Annotated in this window: 27 protein-coding genes, 1 other RNA gene and 1 pseudogene; 23 read left to right on the top strand and 6 right to left on the bottom strand. The window is 36.6% G+C overall.

What is annotated here, in order from left to right; all coding sequences use genetic code 11:
• Nucleotides 1–319: 319 nt before the first annotated feature.
• From LQ50_RS21290 to LQ50_RS25590, 3 genes are all read left to right on the top strand, one after another.
• Nucleotides 320–505: a hypothetical protein gene (locus tag LQ50_RS21290; protein WP_034633346.1), complete on the top strand. Its 186-nt coding sequence runs from the start codon at nt 320–322 to the stop codon at nt 503–505.
• 170 nt (nt 506–675) lie between these two features.
• Entirely contained in the window at nt 676–1,623 is a 948-nt protein-coding gene (locus LQ50_RS21295) for a TRM11 family SAM-dependent methyltransferase (RefSeq protein ID WP_034633348.1), read from the top strand.
• Complete coding sequence (locus tag LQ50_RS25590; protein ID WP_161784712.1) at nt 1,614–1,769, top strand: hypothetical protein; 156 nt, start codon at nt 1,614–1,616, stop codon at nt 1,767–1,769. The genes LQ50_RS21295 and LQ50_RS25590 overlap by 10 nt, the downstream gene beginning before the upstream one ends.
• 110 nt (nt 1,770–1,879) lie before the next feature.
• Here LQ50_RS25590 and spoIIP (LQ50_RS21300) read toward each other — a convergent pair whose 3' ends face one another.
• Nucleotides 1,880–3,022: a stage II sporulation protein P gene (gene spoIIP, locus LQ50_RS21300; protein ID WP_237563777.1), complete on the bottom strand. Its 1,143-nt coding sequence runs from the start codon at nt 3,020–3,022 to the stop codon at nt 1,880–1,882.
• Between the two features lie 328 nt (nt 3,023–3,350).
• Between spoIIP (LQ50_RS21300) and LQ50_RS21305 the strand changes: the two genes are divergently transcribed.
• Both LQ50_RS21305 and spoIIP (LQ50_RS21310) read left to right on the top strand, forming a co-directional pair.
• Nucleotides 3,351–3,884, top strand: coding sequence for an RNA polymerase sigma factor (locus LQ50_RS21305; protein ID WP_034633350.1), 534 nt, complete (start codon nt 3,351–3,353; stop codon nt 3,882–3,884).
• On the top strand, nt 3,885–4,760 hold the full coding sequence (spoIIP, locus tag LQ50_RS21310) for a stage II sporulation protein P (RefSeq protein ID WP_052144901.1): 876 nt from the start codon (nt 3,885–3,887) through the stop codon (nt 4,758–4,760). It abuts the gene before it with no gap.
• A gap of 44 nt (nt 4,761–4,804) precedes the next feature.
• On the opposite strand, the gene LQ50_RS21315 is transcribed toward spoIIP (LQ50_RS21310), so the two are convergent.
• On the bottom strand, nt 4,805–5,011 hold the full coding sequence (locus tag LQ50_RS21315) for an alpha/beta-type small acid-soluble spore protein (protein ID WP_034631643.1): 207 nt from the start codon (nt 5,009–5,011) through the stop codon (nt 4,805–4,807).
• Nucleotides 5,012–5,068: 57 nt separating this feature from the next.
• Here LQ50_RS21315 and LQ50_RS21320 point away from each other — a divergent pair, with 57 nt between their 5' ends.
• The 6 genes from LQ50_RS21320 to LQ50_RS21340 all read left to right on the top strand — a co-directional run bounded on the left by LQ50_RS21320 (nt 5,069) and on the right by LQ50_RS21340 (nt 10,288).
• Nucleotides 5,069–5,437, top strand: a complete 369-nt coding sequence (locus LQ50_RS21320) for a hypothetical protein (protein ID WP_034633351.1) — start codon at nt 5,069–5,071, stop codon at nt 5,435–5,437.
• Between the two features lie 106 nt (nt 5,438–5,543).
• Nucleotides 5,544–5,934, top strand: an RNA gene (gene rnpB, locus LQ50_RS24695) — RNase P RNA component class B.
• 231 nt (nt 5,935–6,165) lie between these two features.
• The gene (gene htpG / locus LQ50_RS21325) at nt 6,166–8,043 is read left to right on the top strand and encodes a molecular chaperone HtpG (protein WP_034633353.1); all 1,878 of its coding nucleotides are present in this window, start codon (nt 6,166–6,168) and stop codon (nt 8,041–8,043) included.
• Between the two features lie 137 nt (nt 8,044–8,180).
• Nucleotides 8,181–9,023, top strand: coding sequence for a sulfurtransferase (locus tag LQ50_RS21330; protein ID WP_034633354.1), 843 nt, complete (start codon nt 8,181–8,183; stop codon nt 9,021–9,023).
• A gap of 91 nt (nt 9,024–9,114) precedes the next feature.
• Complete coding sequence (locus LQ50_RS21335; RefSeq protein ID WP_034633355.1) at nt 9,115–9,606, top strand: YajQ family cyclic di-GMP-binding protein; 492 nt, start codon at nt 9,115–9,117, stop codon at nt 9,604–9,606.
• A 154-nt stretch (nt 9,607–9,760) separates the two neighbouring features.
• The gene (locus tag LQ50_RS21340; protein WP_034633357.1) at nt 9,761–10,288 is read left to right on the top strand and encodes a hypothetical protein; all 528 of its coding nucleotides are present in this window, start codon (nt 9,761–9,763) and stop codon (nt 10,286–10,288) included.
• A gap of 62 nt (nt 10,289–10,350) precedes the next feature.
• On the opposite strand, the gene LQ50_RS21345 is transcribed toward LQ50_RS21340, so the two are convergent.
• Together LQ50_RS21345 and LQ50_RS21350 are read right to left on the bottom strand one after the other, a co-directional pair.
• Complete coding sequence (locus LQ50_RS21345) at nt 10,351–11,103, bottom strand: Mrp/NBP35 family ATP-binding protein (protein WP_052144902.1); 753 nt, start codon at nt 11,101–11,103, stop codon at nt 10,351–10,353.
• 116 nt (nt 11,104–11,219) lie between these two features.
• Nucleotides 11,220–11,936 (bottom strand): Crp/Fnr family transcriptional regulator, encoded by a 717-nt coding sequence (locus LQ50_RS21350; RefSeq protein ID WP_034633358.1) that lies wholly within the window; start codon nt 11,934–11,936, stop codon nt 11,220–11,222.
• A gap of 178 nt (nt 11,937–12,114) precedes the next feature.
• Between LQ50_RS21350 and mobA the strand changes: the two genes are divergently transcribed.
• The 8 genes from mobA (at nt 12,115) to LQ50_RS21390 (ending at nt 19,856) form a co-directional block, all read left to right on the top strand.
• A complete protein-coding gene (gene mobA / locus LQ50_RS21355) occupies nt 12,115–12,732 on the top strand; it encodes a molybdenum cofactor guanylyltransferase (RefSeq protein ID WP_034633360.1) in 618 nt (205 codons plus the stop codon).
• 191 nt (nt 12,733–12,923) lie between these two features.
• Nucleotides 12,924–14,060, top strand: a complete 1,137-nt coding sequence (locus LQ50_RS21360) for an MFS transporter (protein WP_034633361.1) — start codon at nt 12,924–12,926, stop codon at nt 14,058–14,060.
• Nucleotides 14,061–16,184, top strand: a complete 2,124-nt coding sequence (fdhF, locus tag LQ50_RS21365) for a formate dehydrogenase subunit alpha (RefSeq protein ID WP_034633362.1) — start codon at nt 14,061–14,063, stop codon at nt 16,182–16,184.
• A gap of 28 nt (nt 16,185–16,212) precedes the next feature.
• Complete coding sequence (locus LQ50_RS21370) at nt 16,213–16,755, top strand: 4Fe-4S dicluster domain-containing protein (protein WP_034633364.1); 543 nt, start codon at nt 16,213–16,215, stop codon at nt 16,753–16,755.
• A gap of 14 nt (nt 16,756–16,769) precedes the next feature.
• A complete protein-coding gene (locus LQ50_RS21375; RefSeq protein WP_034633366.1) occupies nt 16,770–17,303 on the top strand; it encodes a QcrA and Rieske domain-containing protein in 534 nt (177 codons plus the stop codon).
• Nucleotides 17,296–17,487, top strand: a complete 192-nt coding sequence (locus LQ50_RS21380) for a hypothetical protein (RefSeq protein WP_034633367.1) — start codon at nt 17,296–17,298, stop codon at nt 17,485–17,487. Before LQ50_RS21375 ends, LQ50_RS21380 begins: the two co-directional genes overlap by 8 nt.
• A gap of 145 nt (nt 17,488–17,632) precedes the next feature.
• Complete coding sequence (locus tag LQ50_RS21385; protein WP_052144903.1) at nt 17,633–18,343, top strand: Crp/Fnr family transcriptional regulator; 711 nt, start codon at nt 17,633–17,635, stop codon at nt 18,341–18,343.
• Between the two features lie 322 nt (nt 18,344–18,665).
• Nucleotides 18,666–19,856 (top strand): MFS transporter, encoded by a 1,191-nt coding sequence (locus LQ50_RS21390; RefSeq protein ID WP_070808168.1) that lies wholly within the window; start codon nt 18,666–18,668, stop codon nt 19,854–19,856.
• Nucleotides 19,857–20,166: 310 nt separating this feature from the next.
• Here the strand turns inward: LQ50_RS21390 and LQ50_RS21395 are convergent, their stop codons facing one another.
• Entirely contained in the window at nt 20,167–21,003 is an 837-nt protein-coding gene (locus LQ50_RS21395) for a deoxyribonuclease IV (protein ID WP_034633369.1), read from the bottom strand.
• A gap of 167 nt (nt 21,004–21,170) precedes the next feature.
• Here LQ50_RS21395 and LQ50_RS21400 point away from each other — a divergent pair.
• Nucleotides 21,171–21,560 (top strand): annotated as a pseudogene (locus tag LQ50_RS21400) (peptide-methionine (S)-S-oxide reductase); the annotation flags it as partial.
• Entirely contained in the window at nt 21,537–21,746 is a 210-nt protein-coding gene (locus LQ50_RS26565; RefSeq protein WP_373279229.1) for a hypothetical protein, read from the top strand. The pseudogene LQ50_RS21400 and the gene LQ50_RS26565, both read left to right, overlap by 24 nt.
• A 95-nt stretch (nt 21,747–21,841) precedes the next feature.
• Here LQ50_RS26565 and LQ50_RS21405 read toward each other — a convergent pair whose 3' ends face one another.
• Nucleotides 21,842–22,903 carry an AbrB family transcriptional regulator gene (locus tag LQ50_RS21405; protein WP_034633371.1) on the bottom strand — a complete coding sequence of 354 codons (1,062 nt, stop codon included), beginning with the start codon at nt 22,901–22,903 and terminating at the stop codon, nt 21,842–21,844.
• Between the two features lie 174 nt (nt 22,904–23,077).
• On the opposite strand from LQ50_RS21405, the gene LQ50_RS21410 reads away from it, so the two are divergent.
• Both LQ50_RS21410 and LQ50_RS21415 read left to right on the top strand, forming a co-directional pair.
• Nucleotides 23,078–23,371, top strand: a complete 294-nt coding sequence (locus LQ50_RS21410) for a Dabb family protein (RefSeq protein WP_034633373.1) — start codon at nt 23,078–23,080, stop codon at nt 23,369–23,371.
• Nucleotides 23,372–23,572: 201 nt separating this feature from the next.
• On the top strand, nt 23,573–25,051 hold the full coding sequence (locus LQ50_RS21415; RefSeq protein ID WP_034633376.1) for a protein adenylyltransferase SelO: 1,479 nt from the start codon (nt 23,573–23,575) through the stop codon (nt 25,049–25,051).
• Nucleotides 25,052–25,108: the final 57 nt, after the last annotated feature.

Here is a 25,108-nt window from a genome sequence, read left to right on the forward strand (position 1 = left end):
TGGCCGGTGTGACGGGAAGTGTCTTGACAATTTTATCGTGCTCAATATCATATACTTCCACAATAGGATCGTCTTCGGCATGGATGTGTATAGGGATCATTAACATAATGAATAGGCTGAAGAATAAAGTCTTATACAATGAAAGCACCCCTTTCAATGGTAATATAACCAGACAAATAGCATTTACACCGACGTTACGTTGAAAATAAATATATGTAAGCCCATATTTTGGTTAATTTGTACAAATTTAGAAAATTTCTACAAATTTAGTTCTAATTATGGTAAGATAAACCAAATATTGAATAATGGAGGTTTTAGTGTGGATGACTTAATCTTTGCCATTACCATTCTTGGTAGCTTGGTCATTTTTGGTTGTTTTGCTTGGCTTTTCGCATCATTAGGGAAACGAATCCATTTTGAAGAAAAAGAAGCTAGAAAAGACCTAACATACGAAACGAATCCATTTACAGGGTCAGGGAACAATACATATAAGAAGTGGAAGTAAGGTATGAATTTTTATAGAGATTGACAAAAGCCTAAACAGTCTTGTTTAGGCTTTTGTCGGTGCAAAAATGGTTATGGTTAAAACTTATCTAGGATTATGCATACTCTAAAATGTTTTTTCGTTTATAATGAATAGGCAAGAGAACGAGATGCAAAGGATGAATATAAAAAATGAATACGATAGAGCCCTTGAGCTACCTTTACACCTATTCATGCAATGAAGACGAGCGAGATTTACGTAACCTGGAAATGAGGTCTTTCTTTGGATCGGATACAATTAAAGCTGTACTGATTAGTAAAGAGAAAATCGATCCAAGCAGAAGTCCATTTATGAAGGGTCGAATTGATATTATCTTCAAAGCTAGAACCGTTGAAGAGTTAGCAAAACAATTAGATGGACTAGAAATAGACAAGCCATTTAAAGTCGTTTTTGTGAAAAATCCTGATCATTCTAATGAGGAGGCAGTCCGCTTTAAAATGAGAAGGGAGATCGAGCGAAGTATTGGTCTTAAAATAAAAGGCGAAGTGGACCTAATTTATCCAAGTATGTTATTTGGGATAATGAAAGTAGAGGGTGAATGGCTTTTTGGTCGATATTATAAAAGTAAGGCCGTGTGGTTACATCATCAAAATAAGCCTCACCAGTATTCTACAGCGTTAAGTACTCGTGTCGCACGAGCTGTTGTTAATATCGCTGTCCCTAATTCTACAGGAATAAAAATGATTGATCCTTGCTGCGGAATTGGAACTGTACTAGTTGAGGCTCTTTCAATGGGAATTCAAATTATTGGCAGAGATATTAATCCACTTGTACTTCCAGGTACTCGCGAAAATATTGCTCATTTTGGCTTTCATACAGAAGTAACCCTTGGAGACATAAATGATGTGACAGGCAGTTATGATGTTGCGATTATCGATATGCCTTATAATCTGTGTTCAGTTATAACATCGAAAGAAAAACTTGAAATGATTCAAAGTGCACGTCGATTCTCTAAGAAAGTGGTGATCGTTACAATCGAGCCGATGGATTCTGTGATTGAAGCTGCTGGTTTTGAGATTGTTGATCGATGCGTTGCGAAAAAAGGCACGTTTTTGAGGGAGGTTCTTGTTTGTCAGTAAGATTTCAGCATTACACAAAACGTGTGATTACAATGACTCTGGAGAGGAAATTCATGTTAACAAATCAAGCAAGAACCGAAATCGTCATCTCGATTCTTGCTCTTCTTCTATTAGCCGGTAAAAATAATCCTCAATTAATGCTTTAATGGACATGAACAATCCAGAAAAAAATAAGGCGGTAGTGATTTTCCAATGTAAGTGATAGTAAGCGATAAGACTAGTAATAAACATCCAAAAAAGTCAAAACCAAATCTCTCTATTCATAGTGACCCTCCTCTTTTTCAAGGAACAAATGGAACACCTCCGCAAATGCTTTTGTACTACGGTGCAATTCTTCAATATGATTATCAACGCCTCCAAATTCAATCAAAATGGAATTCTCCATTAAATCTTGGTTGTAAATGCCATTCCCATCTGATGTATCTTTGCCAAAAATACCGCGACTTAGGCCAGGATAGGTTTCTTCAAGTTTATAATGGAGTTCTGTGGCAAGGGAAAGATTTTTTTCGTAATCAGGATGGGATTCACCTATAACAAAAAAAATTCGTGCGTACGTTTCATTGTTTATCGTAACCGTTGTTACATCTTGCCTTTGGGAATCTCGGTGTAAATCAAAAATATAATTAATTCCTGGATTTGCTTGAACGAGACTCTTTACGATTTCCCTAGATAAAGAATACGCATGATGTGATTTCATGTTTCTACTATGAAGTTTTTCCGTCATATTGGTTGAATCAACTTCAGCGTGTATGCCTCGTTTTATTAATTCATTACCTAGGTGTTCTCCCACATTTGTAATATTGAGCTCATTATGAATGGCTAAATCAGGCTCGATCACCCCGGGTAAATGCGGTAAAAATGATTCCCAGCTATGAGAATGATGAATCAGGACATGAACATCATCTTTTATTGGTGAAGGATTATCTATTTCAACTTTTGATTGATCTTGTTGGTCTTCGTGTTCCACTGGGTCTTCAGTTGCTTCAAGGTCCTCCAAAAGGACTTCTAAAGGAGGGGCAGACTCAAAAGGCATATTGCTTAAATTGGTTCCGTCACCTGGAACAATGATTCTAGTATCAAATAAGGCAAGACCTGGTAACTCATGTCCAAGTAATGTTCTTGTATCACCTAGATCAATATTAGTCAGTAACTCAAAGGCTAGAGCTGAGAACGAAGAAGGGACAAACTCTTCTGGTATTCCTTGTTGAAAGGAAGCATTTTCGTAGCTCAATATATACATAAGTTGTTCTCCCGTTATTTCTTCTGTCCATCTCTTTAGGTTATGAGAATAAGCATAATTTGAAGTAACCATGACGGAAACAATTATAAGAATAAAGACCTTACCTAAAATAATAAATGCAATTATTTTTTTCATCATTTGCATGAAAGGCTGGTTCAACTATTTCCCCTCCGATCAAACTAAGGTTGTCAAAGTTTTCTTCCAAAATAAGAAATGAGATACTTTTCCAATTTCTTTTTAAAGGTATTGCTTGGGACTATATGAGTTCTCAATACCTTCAATCTGTGTAAGATAATGGTTTCATGTACATATTTCATAAAAACACCTCCTTTTTCGGTTGTATGGATTAGTCGTTCGTTCCCCGAAAAAGTTACAACTGAATTTTTTGTTATGAGATAATTAGGAAAATAAAAAATGTATCAATCTTGTAACTTTTTCTAGATGAAAACAGACTAATCAATATAAAGACATCATTGGGGGGGTGGAATTGATTGAAAATGAGAACACAGAAGAAGAAATTCGTAGGATCTATCGACGTTACTTTAAAGATGTGTACAAGTTTATTGCTACATTTACAAATGATCGGAATGATATCGAGGATTTGACGCAAGAAGTCTTTATACGATTATTTAAATCTCTTTCAACATTTAAGAGGCAGTCCTCAATGAACACATGGCTCTTTTCTATTGCACGTAACGTAACAATTGATCATGTACGTAAAAAGAAAAGACAGTTGATTCCTGAATATGTGTCGAAGTTACTCTCACCGAAGCAAAAATCGGTTGAAGAAGTGGTGCAAGCAAAAGAAGAGGTATCAAGCCTTTATCATGCCTTAAATCACTTAAAACATGATTATCGAATGGTTGTTCTTCTAAGAGGGATTTATGAATTCTCGATTAAAGAAACATCACAAATCATGGGGTGGAGTGAATCAAAGGTAAAGGTAACGTATCATCGAGCATTAAAGATCTTGAAAAATGATCTTAGTGAAGAGGTAGTCACGAAGGAGAGGTGGGTATAAATGAACAAAAAAGACGAAACAGACCTTCTTCGAGAATTAAAGAGGAAACATAGTGATATTTCTCCGGATAGCGATTTTGCTGAAGAATTAGAGGGCAAACTTGTAAAGCATTTTGTAAAAAAGCACAAGAAAAATGTGTTTTTTCCTATGTTAAGTTTAGCAACAGTAAGTGTTTTATTTTTTATGTTGATATTATCATACATGACATTTGAAGGGGTGTCTGGCGTATCTATAAGTAAGAATCCAGAGGTTTACATTTATCATACCCATGACACGGAATCGTATTTACCTGAATTACAAGACGGTCTCCCTCCGGATGAAGCATTTCATAAGGAATTGAATGTGACATTAATCGGAAAGCATTTAGCTGAAAAGTTAGAGCATGCTGGTGTTGATGTAATCTTTGAAGAAAGAAAGATTCAAGATGAACTCATTAATCAAGACTTAACTTATGCTGATTCATATCGTATTTCACGTGAATATGCCGAGGAAACCTTGGAACAGTACCATGACTCAATGAAGATGATATTTGATATTCATCGAGATACTATTCAGAGAGATCAGACAACATTGAACCTTAATGGTGAAGAGGTAGCTAGGATCGTATTTATAGTCAGTGAACACCATTCTGCCTACGAACAAAACTTAGCTTTTGCGACCAAACTGCATGAGCGCTTAGATGAGAAATATCCAGGGTTATCAAGAGGTGTCCTGTTAAAAAGAAATCAAACGTTTAATCAAAATACATACAATCAAGATCTACTAGCACAATCTTTACTTTTAGATATTGGTGGTCTGCACAATTCCATGGAGGAAGTAAAACGGGCAACGGATTACTTATCGGAAGTCATTTTAGAAATATTACAAGAAGAATAAAAAGGAAGCGAGCACTTACAGATGTAAGTGCTCGCTTCCTTTTATTAAAACTGAGATCCACCCATTTGTTGCTCAGCCATTTGAACCAATCGTTTTGTAATTTCTCCACCAACAGAGCCATTCGCACGGGAAGTCGTGTCAGCCCCTAATTGAACGCCAAATTCTGATGCAATTTCGACCTTCATTTGATCTAATGCTTGCTGTACACCCGGAACTAATAATTGATTTGAATTATTGTTGCTACTTGCCATGATTAAAACACCTCTTTCTTGGTTTTGAAAATAGTATTTTGGAACAAGCGTGTTTTTATGTATGATAAGCGAGATGTAAATATTTCCAAAAACAATCATTCGGTCACTTTTTATGGAGAAATAAAAGATTGGAAAGTCGAATATAGGATGTACCTTATTGAGACAGAAGCGGAGATTGAACCGAAAATCATTTATACAGGAAATGATGCGAAGGTGTTACAAGCATCTTTAAGGTATGAAATTGAAGATAATAAAGATGGTTTGATTTCTGAGGCGTTCAAACTGGATAATAAGGGGGTTTATCAAGGTAAACAAAAAACTTGTTTTGGCTGTTATTATTTGAATAAGGTTAAAGAAATAGAGTGTACGATTGGTAGGGAGGATGGAGAAACAATTGCAGTAATACCATTAAGACAACAACTTTAAAACACCTTCTCATGTACTAAGTAAAAACAAGCTTCGTTCGCGTTTAAGTTCAAAAGTTGCGTGGAACTTTTCTATCTGTTATACTACTAATACAGCATCTGAAATAATGTTCAGGTAATCGCTGCATCATTTGATGTAGAGGAAAGTCCATGCTCGCACGATCTGAAATGATCGTAGTGTTCGTGCCTAGTGAATCAATAAGCTAGGACAATCTGGTAAACACTGGATTGATGGCGGGGAAAAGCACCTACAGCAGTATTGCCATGGTCGAGTACCCCTGAAAGTGCCACAGTGACGAAGCTCTTTTGGAAACGAAAGAGGTGGAACGCGGTAAACCCCACGAGCGAGAAACCCAAATTTGGTAGGGGAACTATCTCGAAGGAATTGTAACGGAGAGATAGACAGATAGCAATTGTTATCTGTAGATAGATGATTACCACCGGAGTACGAGGGTAAAACCGGTTGTAGTACAAAGGTACAAAACATGGCTTATCGAACGTTAGGACACAGAGTGTTGTCCATGAACATGTAGTCAAAAAAATGCACATCTCACCACAAAAGGTGAGATGTTTTTTCATACAATTCATTTTATGATAAAAATGATTGACACCATAAATTTGATATGATAAATAAAAAATAGGGTTAGCACTCGGTATGTGAGAGTGCTAATGCTTTATTAAATATTATTGGAATTATTTATTTAATTATTGAAAGGGGAAAGAAGAACCATGACAAAAAAGCAATTTAAAGCAGAATCTAAACGCCTGTTGGAAATGATGATCAACTCCATTTATACGCAAAAAGAAATTTTTCTAAGAGAATTGATTTCTAATGCAAGTGATGCCATTGATAAAATGTATTACAAGGCATTAACTGATGAGACGATAACTTTTAATCAAGATGATTATTACATAAAAGTGATTACGGATAAGGAAAATAGAACGCTGACTATTTCTGATACTGGGATTGGTATGACAAAGGACGATTTGGAAACGAATTTAGGAACAATCGCCAAAAGTGGATCTCTTGCATTTAAAAATGAAAACGAATTGAAAGACGGCCACGATATTATTGGTCAATTTGGGGTTGGTTTTTATTCAGCGTTTATGGTAGCTGATGTAGTAACAGTCATAAGTAAAGCAGTTGGTAGTGATGAGGCTTACAAGTGGGAATCTGATGGAGCTGATGGATACACGCTTGAAGAAACAACAAAAGATTCAGTCGGAACCGAAATCACCATTAAGGTGAAAGAAAATACAGAAGATGAAAAGTACGATGAGTATTTAGAAGATTATCGTTTAAAATCAATTATAAAAAAATACTCTGATTTCATTCGCTACCCGATAAAAATGGATGTGACTCAAAAGAGTCTTAAAGAAGGAACAGAAGATGAGTGGGATGAGTATACAGAAGAACAAACAATAAACAGTATGGTTCCTATCTGGAGAAAAAATAAAAGCGAACTTACAACAGAAGATTACGAGAATTTTTATCAAGAAAAACATTACGGCTTTGATAAGCCATTAAAGCACATTCATATTAGTGTAGATGGTGCTGTAAGATACAATGCGATCTTATACATTCCGGAAAACATTCCGTTTGATTATTATTCAAAAGAATTTGAAAAGGGATTAGAGCTTTACTCAAATGGTGTGTTAATTATGGACAAGTGCGCTGATCTCCTTCCTGATCATTTTAGCTTCGTCAAAGGAATGGTCGATTCGGAGGATTTATCTCTAAACATTTCTCGTGAAATCTTGCAGCATGACCGTCAGTTAAAACTCATTGCTAAAAACATTAAAAGTAAGATCAAAAGTCAACTAAAAAGCTTGTTAAAAGAAGAACGAGAAAAGTATGAGCAATTTTACAAAGCCTTTGGCAGACAGTTGAAATACGGCGTGTATACGGATTTCAGTAGCAAAGATGCTTTGCAGGATCTATTAATGTTCTACTCGTCCAAAGAACAGAAAATGGTCACATTAGAGGAATATGTATCAAGAATGCCTGAGGAGCAAACGTATATTTACTATGCTGCGGGTGAAACACACGAACGAATTGAAAAATTACCACAGCTAGAACTCGTTACTGATAAAGGCTATGAAGTATTGTATTTTACAGAGGACATCGATGAATTTGCGATTCGAATGTTATCTACTTATAAAGAAAAAGAATTTAAATCTGTTTCAAGTGGCGATTTAGGCATTGAAGAAGATGAAAATAAAGAAACAACGACGTCTGAAGAAAACGAGAACAAAGAATTATTTGATGCTATGAAACAAATTTTAGTTGGGAAAGTAACCGATGTCAGAGTGTCCAAACGATTGAAAACCCACCCTGTTTGTTTCGCAACAGAGGGAGAAGTTTCAATTGAAATGGAAAAAGTTCTTCAAGCTATGCCAGATAATCAAAATATTAAGGCAAGTAAAGTGTTAGAAATCAATATGAATCATGACGTATTTCAATCACTAAAACGAGCATTTGAAACAGACAAAGAAAAACTAAGCCTTTATACAAACCTATTGTATAATCAAGCCCTGCTTATTGAAGGGTTACCAATTAACGATCCTGTTGAATTCACAAATGATGTATGTAAAATGATGATTTAACATCTTCTAAACACTCCCTGATCCTGCCCATTATTCGGTGAAGGTCAGGGGTGTTTTGTTTTTTCCAGTATTATCTAGTCAGAAACGAAAGAGTATGAGATAGTTATAACAACGTAATAAAAAGGATGGTGTTCAACATGAAAGATGTGGTTCAGGCAACGTGGTTACATAGTGAGTTGGAAAAGAATCAAGCAAACTATATAATCGTAGATACTCGTTTCCAGTTAGCTGATCCAGGGGCAGGAAAAATAGCATATGAAAAAGGGCATTTACCAGGTGCTTTCTATGTAGATCTCGAACAGGATTTATCATCTTCAATTAGGGAACACGGTGGAAGACATCCGTTACCAAATATAGGAGATTTAGCATTAAAATTAGGCAATATAGGAATTAGCAAAGATGCAAAAGTCGTAGTATACGATGATCTAACTGGAATGGTCGCATCACGCTTTTGGTGGTTGTTAAAACATCTTGGTCACGAAGAAGTAGCTGTTCTTAATGGAGGATTTTCAGCATGGGTAAAAGAAGGCTATGAATTGACAACTGACATCCCAAAAACAGAACCAAAAACATTCCAGGTACAATTGAGTGATGACTTTTCATTCGTAAAAGCTAGTGATGTATTTGAAAATCTAAATAATAAAGATCGTATTTTAATAGATTCTAGAGAGTTGAACAGGTTTAAGGGGAAAGAAGAACCGATTGATCCCATTGCAGGTCACATACCTGGGGCTATAAATTACTTTTGGAAAGATGTTTTAATGAATGACGGAACATGGAAAGAAAGTGAGGAATTACTTAATCATTTTTCTGGTCTTCCTAAGTCAAAAGAAATCATCGTTTATTGTGGGTCAGGAATTTCGGCTTGCCCGAATGTATTAGCTCTAAAAAAAGCTGGGTTTTCGAATGTAAAGCTTTATAGCGGAAGCTGGAGTGATTGGATCACGCACAAAGATTACCCAATTGAAACAACCGATTAGGAACAAACACAAACAACAGCAAAAGCGTCAAAGTTGAAGCGCTTACCGATTTTCCACTATAATAGAATAAATACATATGTGGAGGTAAATGATGTCAAAAGAAAGCTCATTCGATATTGTTTCAAAAATTGATATGTCGGAAGTAACAAATGCTGTTACGATGGCTACAAAAGAAATTCAAAATCGGTATGATTTTAAAGGAAGTAAAAGTAGTATAGCTCTTGAAAATGAAGAACTTGTTTTAATTTCTGATGATGAATATAAGTTGGAGCAATTAAAAGATGTGTTGATAAGTAAATTAATTAAACGTGACGTTTCTATTAAAAATTTAGATTATGGGAAGATAGAGGGGGCATCAGGTGGAACTGTACGCCAACGAGCTAAATTAATTCAAGGAATTGATAAGGAACAAGCGAAGAAAATTAACACGATTATCAAAAACAGCGGTGTAAAAGTAAAAAGTCAAATTCAAGATGATCAAATCCGAGTAACCGGAAAAAAACGCGATGATTTGCAAGCGATTATTGCGGCGATTAGAGGAGCAGATTTATCAATAGATGTGCAATTTATCAATTATCGCTAAACAGGTGAAAAAAGCAGGAGCAGTGTCTTCATACGGAGGCAGAAAAGCTTCTGCTTTTTCTGTTAGAAGAATACGGAGGTACATTTGAAGATGGTTAAATATTCTAGTTAGAATGAACACATACTAATTAAAAGTTCATGTCGGAGGTACAAAGATGAATATGTCGATTGCTAAAATCATCCTATTAGTTATAGTAATTAGCTTGGTTAGTCCATTTAATGGAATATACGTACAAGCTAAGTCACAAGACGACAAACAAATTGATGAATTCATTGACGGAAATGATTATATTTCAGCAAAGAAAGCAATCAAACTCTTTGAACAAAAGCAAGGAAAAGAAGTGAGTCTCCCTAAAAAGTTACCTTTTCGTCCAACACATAAATTCGGGCAAATGACAATTGAAGGGGATTTAAGGTTACATTACTTACGAGTCTTTAACAAACCACATCAAGATTTTATTATCACTATTTTGTCACCAGAGAGTAAGATCGAAAAACATACAACGGCAGAAGATAAGGTTGTAACACTAAAAGATGGAACGAAGGCTTATTTTCAAAACGATGATCACGTTCATACATTAATTTTTAAGAAGAAGAGCTTGGGGTATCTACTAACAGGGAGTACAAGACAATCTAAAGACTATTCATTAGAGGGTCTCATGGAAATTGCTGAATCCATCTAGCGATTTATAGTGCTATACAAGTAAAAGCCTGTGAGCTTTTTCTCAACAGGCAGCAATGCTTTTTACATGACTTCTTCTAGAGTCAGTTTTTCTATTAATGTTTCAGCTAGCGTGCGATAGACGTCAGCTAGCAACGGCTCTTGAGTTATTAAAACAGAAGGTTCACCATTCGACTGCGGATTAGCAAGAGGAATAGATGCTAATATTTCCGTTTCCAACTTCGAAGCAAGAGTGGTACCGCCTCCTTTTCCAAATAGATGATATTTTTCATCTAAATGAGGAGGTGTGAAGTAAGACATATTTTCAATCACACCTAAGATGGTATGATTTGTTTGTTTGGCCATCATTCCAGCTCGTTCAGCTACATGAACCGCATTAGGGTGAGGGGTAGTTACAATAATCTCTTGACACTTAGGTAATTTATGATGTAAATCAAGTGCAATATCTCCTGTACCTGGAGGAAGATCTAAGATGACGTAATCTTGTTTGCCCCAAATGACATCATCAAAAAAAGTATCAATCACCTTTCCAAGCATCGGACCACGCCAGATGACAGGGTCATTGCCTTTTAGTAAAAATCCCATCGACATGACTGTAATATTTTCATGTCCAACAGGGATCATTTTATTATTCATCGTTTTGGGTTTGGATTCTATATTCAAAATTTTAGGTACGCTATACCCATAAATATCTAAGTCGATTAAAGCGACTTTTTTTCCAAGATTGGCTAATGATAATGCAAGATTAACGGCTACCGTTGATTTACCCACTCCACCTTTTCCACTTGTAATTGCAATTACATTTCCACTTAACAATTTAATCACTCCTTTAGCAGTAGACTAACGGAAAAAGGAAATAGAAGCTGTGATGGAAATCACTTCTCTGCAAGTAATCAAAAAATGAGACTGACAATTTGTCAATCTCACCTTTTTTACATTCTACAAATTTCTAATGGACAATTTTCGCAATGGCAAATATCTTTTAATTCATCAAGATCCCAAATAATTAGGTATCCTTTTTCTTGAGAAACAATTTCTTTTCCGCGTAAATCAGAAAGCATACGATTCACACTTTCTCTTGTTGCCCCAATGTATTCACCCAGTTCACCATTTTTCACTTTCTTAGTAATTCGTATTCCATTACCATAAGACTCTCCATATGAATTGGCCATGCGAATTAAAGTAGAGCATAGGGCACCAAGTTTGCCGTGGAATGTCAGATCTCGCAGCTTTGATTGTGTAATTTGATTTAATAAAGAAGTCCATTTCAAGAATTCTACGGCAATTTCACCATGCTGCCATAATAGAACCTCTAAATCTTTTTGTTGAATGACACCAATAACGCAATCAGTTAAAGCCATCGCATTATAACTATAATTGATAGACATGAAGCTACTGAGTTCACCGAATAAATCACCACTATCAAACATATTTAGAATATATTCTTTTCCGTCTGATGTACCTTTGATTAATTTCACATTTCCTTGTTTTATATAAAATAGCTTATCAGCTGTGTCTCCTTCCCAAAATAAATACGTACCTGCTTCTATATGCTGTTCATACATAATTTCCGTTAATGCTGTTAATGTTTTATCTGAAAGATGAAATGTATTTTGGTTAATGGTCCGATCTAACGTTAGTTCTGTCATAAAAGAATCCCTCCTAACAACTGTTATCTTCATTATAGAAGAAAACAAAAATGAAAAATGTGATAAAAATCACACCTACGTGAAATTAGGCTTCATTTCTAAAAAATGAAGTGTGACGGACTTAACAGTTTTTCATCTTGGTTTCGTTTTATAGTGGATGTACAAGGAGGTGAAACCTATGCAGCTTACGGGCGTTATATTAGATAGTGAAAGTTATAAAATAGATCAGGATCAACTTATTAGTTTACTTAAGTTAGGTGAGAAAACATTAATTGAGAGACAAGTTATGGAAATGAAAAAGCTTTGCGATGAGGTGATTCTTGTTACAAACAACCCTTATGTATATTTGCCGTTGTTTGGAAACAGCATTCGTATTATTACGGATTATTATAAAGGAGCTGGAACGTTGAGTGGTATGCATGCGGCCTTATCACTAGCAAAGAATCCATCTTTATGGCTTGTTCCCTCAGATATGCCAGTACTTAGATCAGATGTTATAACTAGAATGCTAGAGCTGAAAAATAGCAGTGGTGTTCAATTGATCGTACCGGAGTGCAATGGGAATTTGCAATTATATCATGGAGTATATGATCGATCGTGTTTGGAAGTGACAAAAGAATTAGTAGAAACAGAACATGTCGGATTAATGAAGATCCTTGAGAAGGTTTCATTTAAAGTGATGAGTCTAGATGGATTTTTGAATCAAGTAAATGAACCTGTGTCGTTTTCATTTCGCATTCGAAACAAAGAAGACTATCAAAAAGTACTACAATTGAAAACAGATCATGTTAGTTAAAGGAAGATGATGAAGCGAGAAACCTGAAGGCATCAGAATAGGTATCTCGTTTTTTATTTTGGGATAAGAAAAGGAGTTCAGAGGTTTGTCATTTTAACTGTCATGTAATGTGATTAATCTCACAGTTAAATATAATCAAGGAACCTAAAATGAAATTATTAATTAAGTGGATATAAATAAGGAGTGGCGACATGGGCCAAATTGAAAAATCATTTTATTCAAAAGCAAGTATGTATTCTTTTATCGTTGTTATGACCTTAATTTTCTTAATGTGGGTTGGTACCGGGCAATTCTCTCATGTAGATATGATGTTGTTTGGCTATTTAATTTCATCTTTTGTTTTTGCGATTGGGATGACGATTCGTCTATGTGCATGGGCTGTCAGACCAGCTATCCATCAAGTACTGAAAAGAAGTTTCACCAATATAAAGCAGAAAAAGAGAGTAAAAAGGAACTGGAAGGCAATTGCCAAAACAGCCTTTGATAATATTATTCTCCAAAAATTTATTTTTAAGCGTGGAATTTATAGAGGAATTATGCATTGGTTAATTGCTTGGGGATGTATTGGATCATTTGCGATTACATTTGGATTAACGTTTGGATGGATGCACTTTAAACTGATTGATCCCGAAACTTATCAGATCGTTGTGATGGGAATTCCGACTATTACGATGGCTGCAAATGGACTATTTGCTGAACTAGTGTATAACGGATTGAATATTACAGCGATGATGGTATTAATTGGTGTAACGATGGCACTTATTAGACGTTGTAAAAATCAAGATGTGAAAGTGACGCAACGGATTGAGTTCGACCTATTTCCATTATATATCCTTCTGTGGGTTACAGTATCAGGACTGTTATTAACTTTATCATATAAATTTTTAGGTGGATGGATGCACAACTATTTAGCTCTCATACACCAAATTACGGTTGTGATTTTCTTAGTATATTTCCCATTTGGTAAGCTATTCCATCTTCCGGTCAGACTGTTAGCAACAGCGGTCCCAATGAATTATCAAGAAGTTGTCGGTGTAGATACGAGAGAATGCAAATCGTGTCAAGCCCCTTATAGTAATGATGACCAAATTGCTGATGTGAAAGAAATACTTGGAGTACAAAGTTTTGACTTGCAGCTTGCTGATGGTTCGTATTTAGCTGATTACTGCCCAAGCTGCCGTAGAAGAATTCGTGTGATGAAGCAATTAAATATCAATTCAAACTTACCTTCTCCAAATGGACCGATTCAAACAAATAATGGCATTCATATTCCAGGGTTTGGTCAAAAGAGAGATGATTCTTATTATGAGAAAACGGGGGACGAATAAATGAGTGAATTTCTTGTCAAAGACGGTGTGAAAAATTTACAAAAGCCAGGTGAAAAACTTGTCACAACTCATTGTTGTTATTGTGGCATGCAGTGCGGAATGCATATCCGAGTAAATGAAAAGTCAGGAAAGGTCGTAGGAGTTGAACCAAGATATGATTGGCCGGTAACACTTGGGAAAATGTGTCCAAAAGGGGTAACCGCTTATCAAACGGTTAACCACAAGGAGCGAATATTAAAGCCACTTATTAAAAAGAATGGTCAGTTTGTTGAATCAAGTTGGGAAGAAGCTTATGACTTAATTGAGAAGAATTTCAAACAACTTCAAGCTGAGCACGGGAAAGACGCAGTTGGGGTATTCGGTGGAGTATCGATGACAAACGAAAAATGCTATTTAGTTGGGAAATATGCTCGTGTTGGTCTTGGTACAAGATTCTTAGACTACAATGGTCGCTTCTGTATGTCATCAGCTGCTGGTGGATTAATGAAAACATTAGGTGTTGACCGTGGATCGAGCTTGCCGTTACCAGAATTCGAGCATACAGATTGTTTGTTTATGGCTGGATCAAATACGGCAGAATGTCATCCAACAATGATCCAGTGGTTATGGAAAGCAAAAGATAAAGGTGCAAAGTTAATTGTAGCCGACCCGAGGGAAACACCAACAGCTCGTGTAGCTGACGTTCACTTAGATTTAAAACCAGGATCTGATTCGGCCCTAGCAAACGGCATCATGCATTTGCTTATAGAAGAAGGATATGTCGACGAAGAGTATGTAAACGAAAGATGTAATAACTATGAAGAATTAAAAGCGATGGTGAAAAAGTTCACCCCTGAATTAACAGAATCAATTACGGGAGTAGCGAAAGATAAAATTATTAAAGCTGCTCGTATATACGGTAAATCTCCCCGCTCAATTGTAGCGTTTTGCCGAGGGATCGAACAACAAAATAAAGGAGTAGACAACGTTACACTTTACACATCTATGGCATTGCTAAGAGGACAAATTGGGAAATTTGCTTCTGGTGTAGCAACGATTACAGGTCAAGGAAATGGGCAAGGCGGTCGGGAGCATGGACAAAAAGCTGATGCACTACCTGGATACAGAAAGATTGATAATCCTGAACATGTTAAGTATGTAGCTGGCGTATGGGGAATCAAACCTGAAGAAATGCCGAAAGCGGGTGTGTCTGCTTACGAGATGTTTGATGAAATTCAAAATGAAAACATTCGTGCGATGCATATTATGTGCAGTAACCCAGCTGTATCTGCCCCAAATCTAGACCACATTTGGAGTGGCTTAAAAAAGCTAGAGTTTTTAGTCGTAAGTGATTTCTTCTTATCAGAAACAGCTGAATTTGCCGATGTCATTTTACCAACGACGACTTGGGCTGAAGATGAAGGAACAACGACGAATTTAGAAGGCCGTGTTATTCGTGTACGAAAAGTTACGGAGCCTTTAGGTGAAGCAAAAACCGATTGGGAAATTATGCGTGATATCGCGAAGAGAATGGGAAAAGGAAAATTCTTTAATTATGAAAATCCTAGACAAATTTTCGAAGAATTACGGATTGCATCTAAAGGTGGAAAGGCAGATTATCACGGGATTACATGGGAGCGCATTGATAAAGAAGATGGAGTGTTTTGGCCTTGCCCTTCCGAAGATCATCCGGGTACACCAACGATGTTTAAAGAAAAGTTTGGAACCGAAGACGGAAAGGCAAACTTAGCGGCTGTTGATTGGGCAGAACCTGGTGAAACACCGACGACAGAGTATCCACACATTTTAACAACGGGTCGGGTCGTCTTTCACTACCTATCAGGAACTCAAACGAGACGTGTTGATTTTTTAATGGAACAATGCCCGTTGCCATATATTGAAATACACCCTGAACTTGCTAGTCAGTACAACATTTCAAATAAGGATAAAGTCTTAATCACAAGCCCGCGTTCCAATATGACAGTTGAAGCTAGAATTACAAAGGCAATTCGCAAAGATACAGTATTTATTCCCTATCACTGGGGGAAAGAACTTGCTGCGAACCAATTAACAAATCCGGCCCTAGACCCTGTTTCTAGAATGCCAGAATTCAAAGTTGCTGCAGTGAAATTAGAAAAAGTATAAATTCAGAAGCTAACTGGGGGAACTTCAAATGAATAAAATTATGTACCTTGAATTTGAACGATGTATCGGCTGCCGCGCATGTCAAGCGGCATGTCGAGAATGTGGAGATCATGATGCCAAAGAACGGAATTATGTAGAGTATATTGACTTTACCGAAAGCAGACAAACGTTTCCAATGATGTGTATGCAATGTAAGGATCCAGCTTGTGCGAGAGTTTGTCCAGCCAATGCAATCCAAATTACAGAAGAAGGTGTTGTCCTATCTGCAATGGATGAGAAATGTATTGGTTGTCGTAACTGTACATTTGCTTGCCCATTTGGAATTCCTAAGTTTGATTTTGAGGAAAACAAAATGTACAAATGCGATATGTGTTACGACCGCTCAAAATATGACATTGCTCCAATGTGTGCATCGGTTTGTCCAAGTGAGGCGATTCGTTTTATTGATTTTGAGGAGATGCAATCATTACGAAGACGTCGCACACAAATGAATTTAATTGAAGGCAAGAAGCCAAGTGAAAATGATAAATGGAAATATGTACCTGAATTTTTCGGAGTGTATTCAGACTAGAGAGGAGGTCCACCATGACTGATAAAATACAATGCAAGCGAGAAAAACATCAAAGCAAAGACGATATGATTAATTTAAAGGATAATGTGAGTCGTTATGATGACTTGAAATTTAATCGAAGAGCCTTTTTAAAGACAGCAGTCGGAGCAACGGTAGCACTAGGTCTTTCTACTTTGCCATTCTCCGTAAAAGCATTTTTAGGAGATTTTGAAGAGGAACGAGAGCTTGTTGAAATTGCCAAACTATATGATGTTCCAAAAGGCTCATCAATGACCTTTCATTACCCTACTGAAAATGATCCGGCGCTTTTAGTTCATACAAAAGCAGGTGAATTAAAAGCATATAACAGTGCTTGTACTCACTTAATGTGTCCCGTTTTTTATGAAAAGGAAAGCGAAGTATTGCTTTGCCCTTGCCACCAAGGATACTTTGACTTAAATAATGGTCATCCAATAGCTGGACCTCCACAACGAGAGCTGCCATTGATTGAAATTGAAGTCCAAAATGGTATCGTATATGCAGCGGGAAGGAAGATTCGTCATGGCTAAAACTACGTGTTGGATCATTATTTTTATTGCATTAGCTGTAAATGTTGTGATGTTACAATGGACCATTGAAGCGTATCTAGGTTTAGAATTTGACCTTGTATTTCGTAACACCATCATTGCACTCATCTCTTCAGTTGTAGCGTTACTAACCATGTTTAAATGGAGAAAATTTGAATATAAATAAGAACAGGAAGCCTGATATATTAATTAGGCTTCCTTTTTGTAGTTATCACCATTAATATTATCTATATAGTAAAAAGCCAATTTACTTCCTTTTCTATAGGTGTTAGGATATATGAAGTTAACTAAAGATTGTGAGGGGTGCAACAGTGGGAAACAAAGAACAAAGAATGGTTCGTTTCTTTGAACAGTTAAGTGCTGAAAATAAACAATTAATGCTTTCTAAAGGAACGAAAATTAAGGCGCAGTCTGGTTTTGTTCTATTTTCCGAAGGTGATGCCCCAAAGTACATGTACTTAGTGTTGTCAGGCTTGATTCGACTAAGTAAGATGACTTCAGATGGAAAGGAGTTTTCCTTGAGCCTTCTTCAAAAAGATGAATTGGTTGGAGAAGCAGGGTTATTTAATGAATTGTCTGTTGCTGTAACAGCGATAGTAGAGGAAGATTCCGAATTGATTCGTTACGATCGTTCGGTGATTGAGAAGTTATTTATTGAGAATGGAGAGTTGGCTGTGACGTTTATGAAGTGGTCAGCTATTCAAAATCAATCCACTCAATCTAAGTTCCGCGATCTTATTTTGTGTGGAAAAAAAGGTGGTTTGTATTCAACCCTCATTCGTTTTAGCAACTCTTACGGCAAAGAGCATGATGAAGGAATCTTCATAAATGTAAATCTGACTAATGTTGAGATTGCCAACTATATTGGCACAACTCGTGAAGGTGTTAACCGCATGATGAATGAGTTAAAAAAAGAAGGAATCATTTTTTATGAGAACAACCATATTGTTATTCGAAATATTCAATATTTAAAAGATTTCTTACAATGTGGGGATTGTCCAGTTGAAATATGCACGATTTAAAAAATAGGCAGCTAGTGGGGAAGAATTCCTTTACTAGCTGTTTTTAATATATGTCAAAATATGAGGGCTGCTGCAATGTATGTTATAGAAATTAACATACATATTAAATGCTTCTTATAGATCAAAGGTAAAACCTTATTAAGAACAAGATATTTACGGTTCCTCATTGAGGTTTAGACCTAAAATAAAAACTAAATAGTTTGTAATAATACCTGACAATGTAATAGATAATTAAGAATTTTTAAACTAGACTTTACTCTATGCTAATCATGAATATGTAAAACAAATACATCTTTAAAAAGCTAGTAGAGGAGGGTTACAAGTGCAAGCTCGTGGACAAACAGCTGCATTAGTATTATCAACCGTTGCAATGGTGATTTCATTTGCTGTTTGGTCAGTATTTTCACCAATTGCATCGACTTTACAAGAGCAATATCAATTAACCGAAACTCAAAGAAGTTTTATTATTGTTATACCAATTTTACTAGGATCCATTATGCGTATCCCAATGGGAATTATTGCTGATAAATATGGAGCAAGAAAAGTATATACGTTGACAATGTTTTTTAGTGTGATTCCTATGTTTGCTGCAGGCTTTGCAAATTCCTATGGTGCTTTACTTTTTTGGGCGTTTTTAATCGGGATGGCAGGGACAACTTTTACTATTGCGATAACGTATGTGACAAAATGGTTTCCAGCTGATAAACAGGGGTTGGTTTTGGGGATTATTGGAATTGGTAATTTAGGGACAGCCGTTGCATCTTTTGCAGTTCCTTCAATCGTGAATTTTTTTGGATTACAATGGGCTTTTTGGGGACTTGCGTTTGCCCTTAGTATCATGACCGTTGTTTTTTGGCTAGGAACAAAAGAATTACCCAAACCAACAGAAGTCAAGACATTAAAAGATGCACTTTCTGTTACAAAATATAGGGCCACTTGGATATTATCCCTATATTACTTTTTAACTTTTGGTGGATTTGTTGCATTTAGTTTTTATTTACCGACTTTATTGCAAGAAACTTTTCATTTTTCACCAGTCAACGCTGGTTTAAATGTAGCTGTATTTGTTGTTGCAGCTACTCTTATCAGACCAATTGGAGGGTATCTAGCGGATAAATTAGGAGCTAACCAAATCATCATTTTTCTCTTTAGTGGAATCATTCTAAGCGCATCCATCATGGCAATTAGCTTGGATAACTTCTCTCTATTCAGTATTAGTTGTATCTTGATGGCTCTTTTATTAGGTGCAGGAAACGGAGCTGTATTCAAACTTGTGCCTAGCGTTTCTCCTAATAATACAGGGGCCGTCACAGGTATTATTAGTGCAATAGGTGGGATAGGAGGTTTTTTCCCACCACTTGTTATGGGAATGGTAAAAGAGATGACGGGGACATATAGTTCAGGTTTTATGTTACTAGGTTTTTTTGCTGCAGGTTGCTTACTAGTCAATGTTTTTTCCATTATCCGTCCAAGTACAGCTACTACAATTCGAGAAAATAAACTGTCTCGATAACTGCATCGTTTAGTGAGGCATTATCTTTTGTGAAATGGGTTTTAAATCACTTAAGTGAGGCCTCATTTTTTGAAAGAATGGAAAAGTAAGGTCTCAGATTACCTTGGTAAAGTCCTACTTTTTGAAATAGAGGAAAAGTAAGGTCTCAGATTGTATTGGTGAGGCCCTACTTTTTGAAAGAATGAAAAAGTAAGGTCTCAGATTGCCTTGGTAAAGTCCTACTTTTTGAAGTAGAGGAAAAGTAAGGTCTCAGCTCCCCTCGCCTCGGTAAGTTCCTACTTTTTGAAAAAATAAAAAAAGCTTAATACTGCTACAATAAAACTGCTTTTTCCCTCATCCATTGAATTTCAGTTTGATGTGTGAACCCTTCATCTTTTGGCGTTTCTACAATAAAGGGTATGTTTGTTAGTACACTTGATGTAAGAAGCTCAATAAGTTGTTCTGCTTTTAAGTGGCCCGATAAAAGATTGGCATGTCGATCCTTTCGCGCCGAAAATGGATATTTGGAGTTATTAAAATGGATGGCTTTCAGATGTGGGAAATAATCTAACTCCATCCCTTTTTCTTCAATTTCATTCCAATCGTTCCCATTCCATAAACCACTAGCATAAGCATGACAAGTATCAAAACAGAATCCTATTTGCTCTGGATAGTCAGTAAGCTGACGTACTTGTGATAGTTCCTCGAAGGTTATCCCCATATCTGAACCTGCTCCAGCGTTATTTTCTATGAGTAACTGTGCGTTACCACTAAACTGTGATAATACCTGGTTTAGCATATCAATCATTTTTTTATAACCTTCTAAAATTGGAACTTTTTTTGTTGTACCAAAGTGAACAACCACTCCAATGGCCCCACAAGCTTCAGCTATTTCTAAATCATTTACTAACGATTGGACAATCTTCTTTTCCAAATTTATATCTTCTGGTATTAGTTTAGTCGGATAAGGAGTATGTATAATAGATCTTATGTTGTGCTTTGAACAGAAAGTTGCACACTGATGTGCGTCATCTATATTATAATCTTTGACTGTAATGCTGCGAGGATTTTTAGGGAAAAATTGAAATGCTGTTCCACCTAAATCATAGGCAGTTTTCGCCGCAGCATAATATCCATTTCGAATACTTACATGACTACCAAAGTACATTTTTTCACCTACCTACGACCAATAGATTTTATTAGTATAAGGGGAAAGATATGCAATCATTCAAAAACTTAAAAATGAGGTGTCATACTATGTGCGAAAAAAAGTTTTCACGAAACGCTTCTACCATTGAAACGATTACACTCGGAATGGGTTGATTTTGGGGACCTGATGCTCGGTTCGGGCATCTTTCGGGTGTCATTCAAACACGTGTCGGTTACGCAGGAGGTTCAAAAGAAGACCCTACATATCGACAAATGGGGGATCATACAGAAACAATTGAAATTGATTTTGATCCTAGCGCGATAAGCTTGGAACAATTGTTGAATATATTCTGGAACAATTATCAACCTCGAAAAGATGGATATGGCGGACGCCAATATAGGTCTCTTCTTTTGTATCGGAACGAAAAACAAAAAGACCAAGCCAGATGTTTGAAACATAGGTTAGAGGAACACCTTGAAATAGCAATCGAGACCGAAATGCAACCTTATGATCAATTTTTTCTTGCAGAAGAAAAACATCAAAAATACTATTTGAAACGATATAAACAAGCATACGAAACCGTACTTGAGTTATTTCAGTCGCATGAAGCATTCGTAAAGTCAACTGTTGCGGCCCGCTTGAATGGGTTTGTACGTGGATTTGGTACCTTAACCGAATTAAAAGAAGAGATTTATTTTTGGGGTCTTGATGATCATGATATTGGAATATTAAAAGAAACCATCAAGAAAATAAAATGGTAAGGGTGAGATTTTAGTGTATCTGTAGTAGTTTTTCCTCGAAGGAACTCGCTAATTGAACTGCAAACAAACCGGCTAAAGAGAAGCCGGTTTGTTTATTATGCTGCAGTTTGTTTGACATTCTTTTTAAAATACCATTTCAAAAATGGAGGAACAAACATAACGATAATGAGAATTCGAACAAGCTGAAAGGCACTAACAATGGCTGGGTCTGCTCCCACAATTGACGCTGTTAACACCATTTCAATTAATCCGCCTGGTGCAAAACTTAATATAGATGTTGCGAGATCTAATGAAGTAAATTGAGCTAACACAATGCCTAACGCAAAGGAAATGAGAATCAGACAAATAGACACTCCAAAATAAATGAGACTATATTTTCCACCCATTCTTAAGTCAGAGAATGAGATGTTTTTTCCAAGACCAATTCCCACTACAGTTTGAGCCAAAAGTAACAAAATGGGGGGGACAGTTGCTAATTCGACCACACTTATATTGAGGAGCGCAGTGATTGCAAGTGGACCAATGACAATACCTGCAGGGATTTTATTTTGGAAGAACAATCCAGCTAGGATAGGAATGACAAACCATGCATAGCCCCAACCAGCAAAAACGAATCCTTCTGAATAAGACAAAGCCACTGCAGGAGAATCAGTTTGAGAAAAATAAAAAATGATCGATGTCGGTACCACAAATAAAACGGTGATCAAACGAACAGTTTGGAATATGACAACTAATGATGACCTCGCTTCAAGAGACTCACTGGCAATAACCATTTCGGTTAATCCCCCTGGAATCGAACCAAAAACACTAGTAATCTGATCTACATTTATCCACCTTGTAATGACAGTACTAATAAAAATGCTCGCACCAATTAAACAAACGGTTAGAACAATATATGATAAAAAGTAAGGTCCAATAGTTGAAAACGTTTGAAGAGTGAAATACATACCAAAATACATGCCTAGAACAATTAATCCACTGTTTTTAACAAAACTTGGCCAATAAGCTTTACGATTTGTGAAACCTTGCCAAAGCATGACGAATGTCAAAGATCCTAACACCCAAGGTAATGGGAGGTTAGCCAAATGAAATAAAAAACCACCTAATATACCGATAAGAAATGTTTCCAACAAACGTAATGTACTACCTGTATTCATATAAAAACCCCTTTAGTAACAAACAAGGATATACAAATTGTACCATATATACATCCATTTCGCCTGTCGAAATACTTGGTAACCAGAACATTCCAAGCATGAGCATTGCTTCTTAATTGAATGTTCGGTAAAATGGATTGGTAAAAAAAGAAAAAGCAGGAAGAAGGAATTATTATGATTAATCGTACTGTATTAGTGAAATTTGGAGACCATACAACCCCTGAGCAATTACAAGAAGTAGTTGCCCGTTTTAAAGCACTAAAAAATCATTTGACCGGAATTGTAGATCTTCAAGCTGGATTAAATTTTGCTGAGAAGAGTAAAGAGTATCAAGTAGTTCTTACCGTTCGGTTTGAGGATAAAGCTGCACTTGATGCGTATGTGGAAAATGAGGAACATCAAGCGGTCGCTGCTTTTATTAGAGAAGTGGGACGAGTAGACAGCATTGGTGTTGACTTTGAACTTTAAAATAATTAGCTTATTAAGCCAGCTCTTGAGAATTAACTCATGGCTGGCATTTTACATTCGAACGACTTTTCTTAGATCCCTTTCATATGGAATATTACGTCAATAGAAGTAGACACTAATATGACACTTGTTAATAGTTTTAAAAGGGTTTATTTATAACTAAAATCACAAATACAAAGCCAAATATAAAAAGGAGACAAAATGACAGAAGTAGAGGATTATTTCAAAAAAGCAGGGTGGAATTTAACAAATAGTTATGCACAGTTACCTAAATCATTTTATTCTACGATCAACCCAAATCCAGTTCGTTCACCGAAATTAGTTATGTTAAATGAACCATTATCAGCTTCATTAGGATTTAACACCGAAGAACTTAAAAGCGATATCGCTTTACAAATCTTTGGTGGGAGTCGAGTGCCTGAAGGTGCCCACCCGCTTGCTCAAGCCTATGCAGGCCATCAATTTGGGCACTTTACAATGTTAGGGGATGGGAGAGCTTTGCTCATCGGCGAACAAACTACCCCTCAAGGTGAGCGTTTTGATATTCAACTTAAGGGATCAGGAAGAACACCATACTCACGTGGCGGAGACGGGAGAGCAACGCTTGGACCAATGCTTCGGGAATATATCATCAGTGAAGCCATGTATGCATTAGGCATCCCAACTACTCGGAGTTTAGCCGTAGTGACAACCGGAGAATCGGTGATGCGTGAGACCGATCTGCCTGGGGCCATCTTAACACGTGTAGCATCTAGTCATCTGCGCTTTGGTACATTTCAATACGCTGCTAAATTTTGCCCTGTTGATGAACTTAAGACTTTAGCAGACTACGCATTAACACGTCATTTTCCTGAAGTTGAAACAAATGAAAATCCATATCTCTTACTTCTTAAAGAAGTTATTCAACGTCAGGCTTCGCTTATTGCCAAATGGCAGCTTGTTGGCTTTATTCACGGGGTAATGAATACCGACAATATGACACTAAGCGGGGAAACCATTGATTATGGTCCTTGTGCATTCATGGATACATTTGACTCTGAAACGGTCTTTAGTTCAATTGATATGCATGGGCGTTATGCGTATGGCAATCAGCCGAAAATAGGTGCATGGAATTTGGCTAGATTTGCTGAAACCTTATTGCCATTATTACATGATGATCAAACAAAGGCTGTTGAATTAGCACAGGATGCTATATCGGACTTTGGTAACATCTATCGAGCTAATTGGCTCGCGGGGATGAGAGCGAAATTAGGAATTTTTAATGAGGAAGAACAAGACGAAACCTTGATTGAAGACCTTCTAAACATGATGGAGACGTATAAGACTGATTATACGAATACCTTCATTGCTTTAACGGTTAATCATTTTGAGGATTCAATTCTGTTTGATCAAAAGGAATTTAATCAATGGCATACAAGATGGCAAGAGAGGTTGAGTAGGCAAAAGGATTCGAAAGTGGAAGTGCATCAGTTAATGAAAAGAAGTAATCCAGCGGTCATTCCGCGAAACCATCGGGTAGAAGAGGCGTTAGAAGCCGCAGTAGACCAAAATGATTATAGTGTAATGAAGGAGCTTCTCACGATTCTTTCAGATCCTTATGCACATTCCTCTCAACAAATAGATTATTCGAAGGTACCAGATTTATCAGGTCGTCCATATCGAACCTATTGCGGAACCTAATCAAAGAGGGTGTTAAAAAAGGTCAAAAACAGACCTTTTTTAAGTAGTTGCAATGGC

Source organism: Halalkalibacter okhensis, assembly GCF_000787375.1.
GTDB lineage: Bacteria > Bacillota > Bacilli > Bacillales > Bacillaceae_D > Halalkalibacter > Halalkalibacter okhensis.